Genomic DNA, 13,321 nt, shown 5'->3' with positions numbered 1-13,321 from the left:
TATCAAGTATGAAGAAGGAGTGGTTTTTATGTCCGAGAGACCGGTAATAAAACTACCGAAAACATTGTCTGAGAAAATACTAGAAACACTTTCAATCGTCATTTTACTTGGAATATATGGATATATCATTGTGAATTGGAGCGAGATACCAGATCGAGTACCAACTCATTTTAACTTTGCCGGAGAGCCGGATAGTTGGGGTGGAAAAGGGAGTATTCTCATCCTACCGATTATCGCAACTTTTTTATTCAAAACGATGTTTATTTTAAGTAAATTTCCACATATTCATAACTACCCAATTGAAGTGACACCTGAAAACGCGGAAAGCATATACAGAATCTCCAGAAAAATGCTCATTACCATAAATTTCTTTCTTACGTTCTTTTTGGCGATTGGCGCTTGGGAAATGGCAAATGTTGCCCAAGGGAATGAAGGACTAGGCATGTGGTACTTGATTGGCCTGCTCGTGTCTATTTTTGGAACAATGGGTTATTATATTTACAAGATGATTAAATTACGTAAGAAATAAAAAGTAACCAGAGGGACGGTTCTGTTGGTCCCGATTTGGGACCACAAGAACCGTCCCCTTGGTTCCTGAAAGTAGGTAGGTTAGTATGTTGATTGAGGTTATTGTGCAGGGCGCGGAGGATGCGAAGGTGGCGGAAGAATTTGGTGCGAATCGGTTGGAGCTTGTGATGGCGATGACTGAAGGAGGATTAACACCTTCGTACGGTGTGATAAAGGATGTTGTCCGAGCGGTCTCTATCCCTGTTCATGTAATGGTCCGTCCTCATGGGTATTCTTTTACATATTCTGAAGATGATAAGCGTGTTATCTTAGAGGATATAAAAGTATGTAAGGAACTAGGTGCAGCAGGAATTGTGTTTGGTTCTTTAACTGAAAATGGAGAAATAGATGAAACATTTCTTAAAAAAGTCATTGAAACATCCGACGGAATGAAGATTACCTTCCACCGGGCGATTGATGAAGCGAAGGATATAATAGAGGCCTATAAAATCCTACAAAAATACAGTGATTCGATTCATACCGTATTAACATCTGGAGGGGAGCCGAAGGCATTGGATGGTATAGAAAATCTCAAGGCAATGCTAGCACTCTCTCATGAAAAGCCATCACCGGTGATTATGCCAGGTTCCGGCCTTTCTCATAACAACATTGTAGAGCTTCACCAAAAACTTAAAGCAACCGAATATCATTTCGGATCAGCTGTTCGCGTTAATGGGAAGTTTAGTGAACCAATAAATGGGAATACTATAAAAACGATAAGAGAATTAATTAACTAATACAACAAGGATGTCTGAATTTAGATTTGGACGTCCTTTTATTTTTGTGGAAAATGGCTAAAATCGATAATAAATGCTCTAATGTCGATATATCTAAATAAAATCGACAGCATGAAAAGAAAACAGATAGACATAAAACGCTATAGCGATAATGTCCACATTCAATGAAATGGAGAGTGAAACCAATGGAAGTTCTTATGAAACATCTTGAAACCATATGCAAACAGCATTTTTTAACTGAAAAAATACTACTTGTAGATTCCTATATGATTGGTGAGCAAATTGTAAGGCAATTCACACAAAAAAACAATCATGTCGTAAATATAAAAATAAAAACCATTAGAGACCTTGCGCTGGATACGGGCTCAATTGAACAAAAACAGCTTATCGCTGATGGTCTTGGCGCCCATTTGATGTATTCCTTGTTAACTGAACGTAAGGCAGACCTTCGCTATATTCATAAAGTAGAAATCACACCATCCGTAAGTCAGAGCATGAATCAAACAGTAAAGCGACTTCGACTTGCCGGGTATACAAGTAAATCCCTTAAAAGAGAACATTTTGTTTCGCCAACAAAAGGTGAAGATATGATTTTTATTTTAGAATCATACGAAAAACTTCTTCAAAAAAATAACATGATTGATGACGCTGACCTTTATCGAAAAGCTCTAGGAAAATATAATTCTAATAACCAAGTGTTCATATTTCAAAGTAATCTACGAGTAACGTACATACAAGCTGAATTTTTAAGAAGTGCCGTACCGGCTACTTGCTTTCATTTACAGATGGAAGCAGTACGTGGTATTCCGGCACCTGAGAGTTCATCATTTTCAAAGGTCGTTTTTGGAGGCGAAACGCCATTAAGTTACCTTTATGATGTTGAAAATATACCAACATCGGTTCCGTCACTCTCGTTTTTTTCTGCCAAAACGGTAGAAATGGAATTGAAGGAAGTATTCGTTAGGATTAAAGAAAAAGGAATTCAATTTGATGAGGCAGCTATATTTTACACATCAAGTTCAAACTATGTAACCTCGATGTATCATTTAGCCCAACGGCTTCAAGTTCCTGTGACCTATGGGGAGGGCATACCCATCGGCTTTACACGTCCTGGTAAAGTAGTGGCAGGTATTCTGAATTGGATGAAAGATTTTTATAGTGTACAAGTTTTTTTAAAACTGCTTCAGGAGAATTTGATTGATTTAGGTGAAGACGCGCCATCAAAAGCGCGAATTGCAAACCTATTACGCGATGCGAATATCGGTTGGGGACAAGACCGTTATCTATCACAAATTCAAACAAAAATTGATGAACAAAAAGAAACAGATGGACAAGTTCATCATTATCAATGGCTATTAAAATGGTTTTCGACTTTCTTTAAACATACACCAACATCGCGAGATAATGGGAACAGCATCAATTATCATGACCTACTTCTTTCAATCAGCTATATTTTACAAAACTATTGTAGAGTTTCATCAGGATATGACCAAGCGGCAAAAGAGGCATTACTGGAACGAATCAATGAACTTCTACCATACGCAGATGAAATCCTACCTGAAGTGTACCAAAAGTTTGAGGAAGATTTTTTATCGATTCGAATTGGTCAGTCACGCCCAAAGACCGGTCATTTGCATATCTCATCCTATAAAAATGGTATCTATATGAATCGTAAGCATTTGTTTATTATTGGTTTGGACAACCAACGGTTTCCAGGAAAATCGGCTGAGGATCCATTACTACTTGATAATGAAAGGGAAAAATTAGGTCGGTTGCTTTTATTAGAAAAGGAAAAATCGAAACGAAATCTATTTACAATGCTGCAGCTGCTTGCCTCTTCATGTGAGAATGAGATAACCGTCAGTTACTGTAGATTTGATATAAATGAAAATCGGACGATATCACCTACGCATTTGTTTTTACAATGCTACCGAATCCAGACAGGTGACATATCTGCCGATTTTAAATCCTTACCAAAGAAAGTGCTGATTGCGGATCGAAACCACATATTAGATGGGGATGATTGGTGGACAAGTAAAATGACAAACTCACAAACCATCCAGCTTGAAGATACGTTTTTAGCGGAATTCACCCATATTGTAAGAGGGCTTCATGCTGAAAAAATGAGGCTTGATCCTGCGTTTACAGTGTACGAAGGGAAAATTGAAAGTGACACGACAGGGTTTGACCCTCGTAAAAATCAAGATATTACGATTTCAGCTGGGAAACTTGAAAAAATTGCAAAATGTCCATATGCCTATTTTTTAGAAAATGTTTTACGGCTTAGGGTAAACGATGACGTTATTTATGACCCAACCAAATGGTTGGATGCAAAAACGAGAGGAACACTCCTGCATGAGATTTTCGAGAAATTTTATAAGGAGCTTAAAACTCGTAGGGAAAAGCCCTCCTATGTAAAGCATATTGAGCTTCTAACTAAAATTGCGAAAGAAAGACTAAATTACGTTAAAAAGATTGTTCCATCACCGAACGCTCGAACGGAGAGACTTGAGTCTGAAGAAATAATCGAGTCTTGTGAAACCTTTTTGCGAATTGAAGAGGAAAGCAGTGAGGTAGGCGAACCTTTGTATTTTGAATATTCTTTTGGGGAAGACTCACCAGCAATTATTGAGCTTCCTTCTGGAACTGTTCACGTGAGAGGAATCATTGACCGAGTCGACCAGCTACCTGATGGTTCCTACCATATCATCGATTATAAAACGGGAAGTAGTTATGGCTATAAAACGAAGGAATTTTTTAAAGGAGGCAGACAGCTACAACATCTTCTCTACACTCTTGCAATCGAGGCTCATTTAGGAATTGATGCTGGGGCAGTGAAAAAAAGCTCCTACCTATTTCCAACCAGCAGAGGAGCGGGAGAACGATTTATACGTGAGCAGGATGAAACGACACGTACAAATGGAAAAGATATTTTAGAAAAGCTTCTTTCAATAGTGGAACATGGTCATTTTACGATGACAGATGATGAGAATGAATGCAAATTTTGTGAGTTTAAAAATATTTGCAGACGCGCTACTTATGATAAAGATGCATTAAAACAAAAAGCACAAGACGAGTTAGCAACAGGGCTAAAAAGTTTTAAGGGGGTGCGAGCTTATGACTAAAGGGATTGTTGATCAAGTAGCGAGAGATAAAATTTCGACTGTGCTAAATCAAAATTTTTTGGTTGAGGCAGGAGCTGGTTCAGGTAAGACCACTAGTCTTGTTGACCGTATGGTAAACCTTATTTATACAGGGGCAGCAAACATTAATGAAATCGTCGCCATCACCTTTACGAAAAAAGCTGCCGATGAACTTAAAATGCGATTTTTAACAGCTCTCGAAAAAAGAGGCAAAGAAGAAAAGGACGTAGATATAAAAATACGTTTGGAAGATGCCCTCCAAAATATTGAACAATCATTTATCGGAACGGTCCATTCGTTTTGTGCGCGTTTGCTACGAGAGCGTCCTGTTGAAGGTGGGTTAGATGTCAATTTTTCAGAGCTAGAGGACGCCGAAGATGATAACATCGCAGAGGTTGCTTGGTATGTTTTCATGCAAAACCTCGAACAGGATAATCCACAAAAGGCGAAAATAATAAAGGATTTAGGGCTTGACGATAAAGAACTGACGAACCGTTTTTGTAAAATGAAAAACTACCCTGATGTGGAGTGGGTAAGTGATGATGTTGAAAAACCAAATTTAGAAGATGTGTTCCATCGTTTTCTATCGCTATTAAAAGAAGCGAGTCGTTGCATTCCAAAGGATCATCCAAAGGGGCTAGACACACTCCAAGAAGCAATTGAGAAAGCGCTACGTCAATCAAGATACAATGACCGAACAGATTCATTGATGATATACATTTTTCGGTTATTTGATAAAAAATTGTCTGTAACTCAATATAAATGGTCATCCAAAGAGGACGCGAAGGAATATCAAGCGAGAATTTCGGACTTTTTCGAAGCGCATATCCAGCCTTTACTTGTAAGTTGGAGTGAATATTGTTACCCCTTTGTAATAGATTTATTTCAAGGAGCCATGAAGGAATACGAAAAAATCAAACAAGAACGGTCATTAATGAATTTTCAGGATTTATTAATGAGAACCGCAGCTCTTTTAAAAAGTAATTCAGAAGTACGCTTGTATTTTCAGCGTAAATATCAAAGATTGCTTGTGGACGAATTTCAAGATACCGATCCGCTTCAAGCAAAAATCATGTTTTATTTAACAGGTGAGGATGTGACAGAAGAGGATTGGACAAAGTGTAAGCCACGATCGGGGTCGCTTTTTGTTGTGGGGGACCCGAAGCAAGCTATTTACCGGTTTCGACGAGCCGATATCGATATTTACAATTTGGTGAAGGACTTGATTGAAGTCCATGGGGGAGAAGTCCTTCAACTCATTATGAATTTTAGAACAGTTGATACAGTCACAAGCATACTTAATCAAATATTTCATGAGCATTTACCTGAAAAAGAGACTGTATTTCAGGCCGCCTACCGTCCGCTTTATTCCTTTAAAGAAGATGAGGGTTCTAGTTTAGCTGGCATCAAAAGACTTGTTTTATCGGATGAGTATGCTAAAAACAAATCAACAACTCTTGACGAAGATGCTAAGAGTATAACTGCTTCTATCAAACAGTTAATGAACGACGGCCATGAGCCACGAGAATTCATGATTTTAACGAGGCAAAAAGAGGGCATCGACGTGTATGCTACTAACCTAGAAGAAGCGGGAATACCTGTTAGTGTCAGTGGTGAAATAGAGATTGGAACAATACAAGAATTCCAAGACCTCATTCTCCTTCTCGATGCAATTGTGGATACGACCAATCAAATCTCTTTTGTCGCAGCACTTCGAAGTGTCTGGTTCGGCATGAGTGATGAGGAATTATTCCAATGGAGACAGGCTGGTGGGGCATTCTCTCTTTATGCGCAAATTCCTCAGGATTTGGATGAAGAGACGAAACTTCACTTTCAGGATGCACTTTCCAAGCTACAGCAATATGTCAAATGGAAAGCATCATTCTCTCCATTAGTGGCAATTAAAAAAATAATTGAAGATATCAGCTTGTATCCATTATTTGCGGCTAAACGTTACGGTATAAGGGAAATGACAAATCTCCTGCAAATTTTTGAAGCATTACGGATTAAAGAGGAAGAGGAGGCAACAACTTTCACTCAAGCAGTTGAGTTTGTCAAACAACAAATTGAGGAAAAAACAAAGGTAATCAATCTTGAGGAAGACGAAAACGCGGTACGTATTATGAATGTCCATAAAGCAAAAGGCTTAGAATCATCGATTGTTTTCTTAGCATTTCCTGGCAAAAAAACAGAAATCCGAAAACATATATGGTCCCATATTAGACGTGAAGAAGAATCTTCAACTGGGTATTTTATGTTCGGCAGAAAACATGGCACGACAACGAAACCTGTAGCTCAGCCTCTCCATTGGGAGGACTACCTTACTTCAGAGGAAGCTTATTTACTTGCTGAGGAAATCAGGATACTTTATGTTGCTGCCACAAGGGCAGAGAAGGCATTGATTATCAGTACATTTGAATCAAAAAATGATAAAAATCCGTGGAATCTTCTTCTTGAGGGATTACCAGAGGTTGGTGGTATGGAAATTACTGAACATAGCATGGACAAACCATTTACAACAGGAATAACGATTACTAAAAATGAATATCAAGAAGAAACTCGTGGGTTGCTTGAGTGGATCGATGACCGAAAAATATCTTCATTTTCCACTTATAGTCCGACTGAAGCTAAACAAGATATCTTTAGGCTTCAGATTGAACGTGAAGAGGGTGGTGGACAAACTTGGGGAACTGCCATCCATGAGGTGTTTGAAAAGGTAGTTAAAGGCGAAGAAATGGAACAAGTCATTTTACCCACTTTAAAAACAAACGAAATTTCTTTAGGTAGATTAGACGAGGTTGAACAAGCGGTCCACCGTTTTAAGCAATCGATGATTTGGGCAGAGCTTCAAATTGCAGACATCGTTTTAACAGAGGTTCCTTTTTCAATAAAAATCGAAGCCAATGACCCTCTGTATGTGCAAGTGCAAACTGGGACCCAAGCAGATACCATTTTTGTAAATGGAATTATTGACCTCGTGTACAAACTGAATGACACATGGAAGATTGTTGATTACAAAACCGACCGCCCTAAAGACATCGCAAATCTTCCGGAACTTACGAAATACTATCGAAATCAAATCGAGCTGTACCAGCAGATTTGGGAAAGAATTACAGGAGAAAAAGTTATTGATAAACACCTTTACTTTGTCACACCAAATAAAATTATTGCTGTTTAAGAAAAGTACTGATGAGGGACAAATGTCCTTCATCAGCTTTCATTTTAAATATGGTACGTTTTTTATTGAAATGTTTAAAATTCCTTTTTTACCCATTTGATATAATGATAGAATAACCCTAAAGGGGTTGTTACTTTTTGAAAAAGAGGAAAATGATGCTACTTATTATTGGAATTTTACTTATTATTGCTGTTATTTATTTCGGAAGAATTCATTATAAAATTTCACAGTATGTGAATGCTGTACCGCCACAAGATGCAGATTATTTAATTATTCTTGGTGCAAAAGTGAATGGCGAAATTCCGTCGTTGTCATTGCAAAATAGAATTGATACGGCTGCAAAGTATGCAAAAGAGAATGAGAACACAATTCTGATTACATCAGGCGGTCAGGGGCCAGGGGAGGAAATCTCGGAAGCAGAAGCAATGAGACGAGAACTTGTGGACAAAGGGATTTCAGAATCAAGAATCTTCCTTGAAGACCAATCAACGAGTACATATGAAAACATTAAATTCTCAAAGGAATTTATTCCTGAGGATGCCAAACTGGGGATTATCGTTACCAATGACTACCATCTTTATCGATCCATTCAAATTGCGAGAGACGCTGGTTTAGAAGTGGAGGGTCTGCCAGCAAAAACACCACAAATCACATTGCTGAAATCATATAGTCGCGAATATTTATCGGTAACGAAATATTATATAGAAAAATATTTACGTAAATAAAAAAATCATACTTTTTAAATGGCGAAGAGCTAAACTTGCCATTTTTTTATGTAAACTGAACCTATTGACTACCGTAATAATTATTAAATAAAATCCATAAACTACCCAATAACGCTTGATGATATAAGGGGGAACATTTGTGAGAAGTTGTTTGTTAATGATTGTTCTTTTCCTATTTTTTAATCATATTCATGCACAGGCAACGGAACGCTTTGAATTTGAAAAATCGGGTAAGGTTACGTGGGAAGTGAAGACAGATGAGAAGATGGTATCTATCACCTTTGATGATGGTCCAAGCCCAGTTTACACACCTCAGATTTTAGACATCTTAGCGAAGCATAAAGCAAAAGCCACTTTTTTTGTTGTTGGAAAGCATGCGATTAAACACCCCGAAATTATACGTCGAGAAGTATTGGAGGGTCATGAAATCGCAAATCATACCTTTAATCATTCAAGTATTGTACGAGATTCCAAAAAACTTGAGAATGAAATCGATATAACCACCGACACTCTTAAAGAAATAACAGGATTTAGCCCTTCTTTATTTCGTCCAGTTGGGGGGAGTTATAATAACGTTATCATTAATACTGCTGCAGAAAATGGATACCATGTTGTTTTATGGTCATGGCATCAAGATACGAAGGATTGGAAAAATCCAGGAGTTAATCGGATTACCAATAGGGTAATATCTGGTGTGAAACCAGGAAACATTATTCTCTTCCATGATTCAGGTGGGAATCGGACGCAAACCATTCAAGCATTAGACCACATACTCACAGTGCTAAAAAAAGAAGGATATGAATTTGTTACTGTATCTGAAATGCTGTTCCGAACTCAGTTAAAACAAAGTAATTAGGAGAATCGTCTTGTAGACCAAGACGATTCTTGTTTATTTTTATTTTTTATTTTCCATAGCCTCAAGTAATAAATCAACAATATGCACGGCACGCATTTTATTTGTTAAACCTTCGCGTTCGATGCCAAGCTTCATTTGTAATAAGCATCCTGGGTTTGCTGTTACAATCGTTTTCGCTTGAGTATCCAAGACGTTTTTCATTTTTGAATCTAGGATTTTCATCGACATCTCAGACTCTACAATGTTATAAATGCCAGCAGATCCACAGCAACTATCCGCATTTTTCATCTCTAGATACGTGGCCCCTTTAATCGCTTGAAGTAGCCTTCTCGGTTCTGAAGTCGTCTTCATCACATTACGCAAATGGCAGGAGTCTTGATAGGTAATCACCTGTCCAGGAAGGGAGAGCTCTTTTTTATGAAACTCTAATTCTACTAAAACAGAAGAAATATCCTTAAGCTTTTTCGAAAATGCTTTCGCACGTTTTGTCCACTGGGGATCATCTTTCAGAAGATGAGCATAATCGGTTAAAAAAGCACCACAGCCACCTGCGTTTGTAATAATATAATCCGCTTCCATTTCTTCAAAAGCTGCAATATTTTGTTTCGCAAGCTCTTTCGCTTTATTTTTTTCACCACTATGACCATGTAAAGCCCCACAACAAGCCTGTGTTTTTGGAATCACAATCTCACAACCAGCCAATTGAAGCAGTTTCATTGTGGCGTCATTTGTTTTCATAAACATGGTGTCCATTAAGCAGCCCGTAAAGAAGGCAACCTTTTTCCTATGTACACCAATGGGCTCGAGATGATATGGGCGACTTTTTAATTCCTTTAAAGTTGGAACTTCTGGAAGAACACGTTCCATTGTCGCCAAACTATCAGGTAAAAATTTCATAAGACCACTTTTTTGAACCACTTTTTGTATGCCAGAACGTTGGTAAACACCAAGCAACCCCGTTAGTGTACGCATGCGGTTCTGATGGGGAAATAGACCACTAAAAACTGTCTTTCTCACAGCCTTTGTTGGTAATGAATGCTTTTTGTTTTGATGGACAATATCCCTTGCTTCTTCTAATAGATGTCCGTAATTCACGCCAGATGGACAAACTGGTTCACAAGCTCGACAGCCTAAACACATATTTAGTGATTTTTCAAAGTCCTCATCAGGTTCAATAAGGCCATCGACGACAGCCTTCATTAACGCTATTCTTCCGCGAGGTGAGTGAGATTCCTGATAGCCTGATTCAATATAAGTTGGGCAGGTGGGAAGACAGAACCCACAACGCATACAATTTAATAGCTCATTCTGATCCATCCGTGATTGAAATTCTTCTTTTATTTTTTGCTGTTCGGGTGATGTTGTCATTTTGAAACCACCACACGTTTTCTCGAATCCTTTGCGAACATTTTTCCTGGATTCATAATATTATTTGGATCTAATCCGGTTTTGATAGCCTGCATTGCAGCAATTCCAGCAGCTCCAAGCTTCATCTCAAGATATGGAGCCTTCATCACGCCAACACCATGCTCACCAGTAATCGTTCCTCCAAGCTCTATTGCCTTTTCAAAAATTTCTTCGAATGCTTTTTCGACTCGCTCAATTTCGTCAGTGTTCCGGACATCTGTTAAGCAAGTTGGGTGTAAGTTTCCATCACCTGCGTGGCCAAAGGTACAAATGTTTAAGTCATATTTTTGGGCAATTTCACCAATCGCTTTTACCATGTTTGCAATTTCAGAACGAGGGACGGTCGCATCCTCTAAAATGGTGGTTGGTTTCATTCGTGCAAGAGCGGAAAGTGCTGCACGTCTTGCTGTTCTTAAACTTTCTGCCTCTTCTTCAGATTCTGCAGATTTAACCGAAACGGCATTCTCTTCCTTACAAATCTTTATAATTCTCTCAATATCCCGTTTGACAATTTCTGCAGGACCATCCTGTTCAATCAAAAGCACGGCTTTAGCATCTGTTGGAAGTCCTATTTTCGCAAAGGCTTCAACTGCCTCTAGAGTTGGTTGGTCAAGAAATTCAAGGGTAATCGGAATGATTTTACTTGCAATAATTTTTGAAACGGATTTTGCAGCTGAATCCAAATCTTGATAAAGTGCAAGGATTGTCTCCTTTGTTTCGGGCATTGGAATGAGCTTGAGTATTGCTTCTGTAATAATTCCAAGTGTTCCTTCAGAACCAACAAAAAGGCGAGTAAGGTCATATCCCGCAACATCCTTTGCTAGTTTTCCACCCGTTTTAATGATTTCGCCATTTGCTAATACAACCTCCAGGCCCATTACATAATCCCGTGTCACACCATATTTAAGCCCACGTAAACCGCCGGAATTTTCATTAATATTGCCGCCGATTGTTGATATTTTCATAGAGCCAGGGTCTGGTGGATAAAATAAGCCCTTTGCTTCAACTGCATTTGTTACTTCCTGAGTAATCACTCCTGGTTGAACAGTTATGGTTAAATTTTCTTCATCGATTTCTAAAATCTTGTTTAAATGTTTAAAAAGAAGAACTACGCCACCCTCAGTTGGACAAGTTCCTGCACAAAGATTTGTTCCAGATCCTCGGGGGACAATTGGAATTTTATATTCATTACAAACTTTGACGATTGCTGATATTTCCTCTTTGTTCCGAGGAGAAATTACTGCATCTGGCATTGACTGGAACTGTGGGGTAGCATCATACGAATACACAAGTCGGCCAGCACTTGAATCATCATAGTTTTCCGGACCGACAATTTTTAAAAACTGCCGTTTTGCTTTCGTATCAATCATGTGAACGCCTCCAATAAATCAACTTATTAATAAGCATAAAAAAAACGGAAAATTCCGCTATGTAGAAACCTACAAAAATTTTAGCTGTAACTAATTTACTTTTATCGTTTTATCCAAAAATAAAATGCCAAGATACAGTGTTACTAAATCTTCAAAATTTTTAGGGTGTAAACCAGTATACTCCTCGATTTTATTTAATCGGTATGAAAGAGTATTAACATGAATATGAAGAGCATCCGCCGTTTCTTTGATGGATTGATTTTGTTTTATGTATTCAAGTAAAGTTTTTACTAAAGTAGAATCATCAATGAGTTTAACAATTGTACGTCTCACATATTCTACTTGCACTTTGCTGCTTGTTCCATGAATGAGCATCTCCAATTTCAAATCATCATCAAATTGGATCGAGTCTGTTCGTTTTGCAACCTGAAGGGCGCGGTCAGCTTCATCAAATGACTTTCTTATCGAATAATCCTCACTACCGATACCAAATGAAACTTGTAAGGAAAAGGTATTTTCTAATTCCTTTTTTAGTTTTAAAAGCATTTGTTGAATTTGTTCTTTCGAACGATTGGTTAAAAGGAGGAGAAACCGCTCATTGCCCCATCTTACAAAAATCTCGTTCTCATCTAATAAAGAGTGGTGCTGCAGGCGATTAGAAATGTCCCGAAGTGGTACATCTGGGTCACTTTTAATAGAACCAATTACAACCTGGCGTTTTATATTCATTTCAATACTCAGATGCTCGGCGCGCTTTATAAATTCATCCGACTCGTCCATATCTTGAAGCCAGTCAAAAACAAATGTTTCTAGAGCACGGGACTCTAACTCCATTTGTTCAGCATAGTAGCTCTCTTGAATTAACAACTCCGTCATTTTTTTCAAAAGCTCTCCATATGCTGATACGTTTTCAGGATCTCCAGTAATTCCTATAACACCAACCACTTTTTGCTTAAATAGAATAGGCAAATTGATTCCAGCCTTTACACCTTTTAATCTTGTGGACATTTCATTAGTAATGATCATTTTCTTTTGGTCTCGACTTGCAAGGAGCGCACCTTCATGAAAGTTTCCGATTCGACTCGTATCAGTGCTTGCAATAATTTTACCCGAAACATCGACAATAATAATATCCTCATCAATTAATCTCCGGACTTCATTGATAATTTTTTTAGCAAGTGATGGTATTAACATATAAAAAACCCCCGATCAAATCGATATTATCAATTCTATCATTTCAGAATAATGTTGTAATTGCATTTTTTAAGCTTAAGAAGTTATTCTGTTTTATAATAGGTAGTAGATAATGTGGTTATAGTGTAGATAGACACTCTCTTG

At 38.0% G+C, this 13,321-nt stretch carries 9 protein-coding genes; 6 read left to right on the top strand and 3 right to left on the bottom strand.

Annotated elements, in window-relative coordinates:
* Window positions 1–28 precede the first annotated feature (28 nt).
* From BTHG_RS05690 to BTHG_RS05665, 6 genes are all read left to right on the top strand, one after another.
* Window positions 29–529: a DUF1648 domain-containing protein gene (locus BTHG_RS05690; RefSeq protein WP_010283219.1), complete on the top strand. Its 501-nt coding sequence runs from the start codon at window positions 29–31 to the stop codon at window positions 527–529.
* An 85-nt stretch (window positions 530–614) separates the two neighbouring features.
* Window positions 615–1,304, top strand: a complete 690-nt coding sequence (locus BTHG_RS05685; RefSeq protein WP_010283218.1) for a copper homeostasis protein CutC — start codon at window positions 615–617, stop codon at window positions 1,302–1,304.
* A 185-nt stretch (window positions 1,305–1,489) separates the two neighbouring features.
* Window positions 1,490–4,429, top strand: a complete 2,940-nt coding sequence (locus BTHG_RS05680) for a PD-(D/E)XK nuclease family protein (protein ID WP_010283217.1) — start codon at window positions 1,490–1,492, stop codon at window positions 4,427–4,429.
* Window positions 4,422–7,625 carry a UvrD-helicase domain-containing protein gene (locus tag BTHG_RS05675; RefSeq protein ID WP_010283216.1) on the top strand — a complete coding sequence of 1,068 codons (3,204 nt, stop codon included), beginning with the start codon at window positions 4,422–4,424 and terminating at the stop codon, window positions 7,623–7,625. Before BTHG_RS05680 ends, BTHG_RS05675 begins: the two co-directional genes overlap by 8 nt.
* 137 nt (window positions 7,626–7,762) lie before the next feature.
* A complete protein-coding gene (locus BTHG_RS05670) occupies window positions 7,763–8,350 on the top strand; it encodes a YdcF family protein (RefSeq protein ID WP_010283215.1) in 588 nt (195 codons plus the stop codon).
* A gap of 139 nt (window positions 8,351–8,489) precedes the next feature.
* Window positions 8,490–9,206 (top strand): polysaccharide deacetylase family protein, encoded by a 717-nt coding sequence (locus BTHG_RS05665; RefSeq protein WP_010283214.1) that lies wholly within the window; start codon window positions 8,490–8,492, stop codon window positions 9,204–9,206.
* 39 nt (window positions 9,207–9,245) lie between these two features.
* Here BTHG_RS05665 and BTHG_RS05660 read toward each other — a convergent pair whose 3' ends face one another.
* The 3 genes from BTHG_RS05660 to BTHG_RS05650 all read right to left on the bottom strand — a co-directional run bounded on the left by BTHG_RS05660 (window position 9,246) and on the right by BTHG_RS05650 (window position 13,177).
* Window positions 9,246–10,574: a (Fe-S)-binding protein gene (locus tag BTHG_RS05660; protein WP_010283213.1), complete on the bottom strand. Its 1,329-nt coding sequence runs from the start codon at window positions 10,572–10,574 to the stop codon at window positions 9,246–9,248.
* A complete protein-coding gene (gene glcD, locus BTHG_RS05655; protein ID WP_010283212.1) occupies window positions 10,571–11,983 on the bottom strand; it encodes a glycolate oxidase subunit GlcD in 1,413 nt (470 codons plus the stop codon). The genes BTHG_RS05660 and glcD overlap by 4 nt, the downstream gene beginning before the upstream one ends.
* A gap of 90 nt (window positions 11,984–12,073) precedes the next feature.
* On the bottom strand, window positions 12,074–13,177 hold the full coding sequence (locus tag BTHG_RS05650) for a CdaR family transcriptional regulator (protein WP_010283211.1): 1,104 nt from the start codon (window positions 13,175–13,177) through the stop codon (window positions 12,074–12,076).
* Window positions 13,178–13,321 lie beyond the last annotated feature (144 nt).

Source organism: Bacillus timonensis, from assembly GCF_000285535.1.
Taxonomy (GTDB): Bacteria; Bacillota; Bacilli; order Bacillales; family Bacillaceae_L; genus Ferdinandcohnia; species Ferdinandcohnia timonensis.
Note: the sequence above shows the minus strand (reverse complement) of the source record. Positions and strands in the feature narration are given on the sequence as shown.

Excerpts from the sequence above, each read along its gene's own strand:
- BTHG_RS05690 (WP_010283219.1), top strand. The coding sequence starts at position 29 with ATGTCCGAGAGACCGGTAATAAAACTACCGAAAACATTGTCTGAGAAA.
- BTHG_RS05685 (WP_010283218.1), top strand. The coding sequence starts at position 615 with ATGTTGATTGAGGTTATTGTGCAGGGCGCGGAGGATGCGAAGGTGGCG.
- BTHG_RS05680 (WP_010283217.1), top strand. The coding sequence starts at position 1,490 with ATGGAAGTTCTTATGAAACATCTTGAAACCATATGCAAACAGCATTTT.
- BTHG_RS05675 (WP_010283216.1), top strand. The coding sequence starts at position 4,422 with ATGACTAAAGGGATTGTTGATCAAGTAGCGAGAGATAAAATTTCGACT.
- BTHG_RS05660 (WP_010283213.1), bottom strand. The coding sequence starts at position 10,574 with ATGACAACATCACCCGAACAGCAAAAAATAAAAGAAGAATTTCAATCA.
- glcD (WP_010283212.1), bottom strand. The coding sequence starts at position 11,983 with ATGATTGATACGAAAGCAAAACGGCAGTTTTTAAAAATTGTCGGTCCG.
- BTHG_RS05650 (WP_010283211.1), bottom strand. The coding sequence starts at position 13,177 with ATGTTAATACCATCACTTGCTAAAAAAATTATCAATGAAGTCCGGAGA.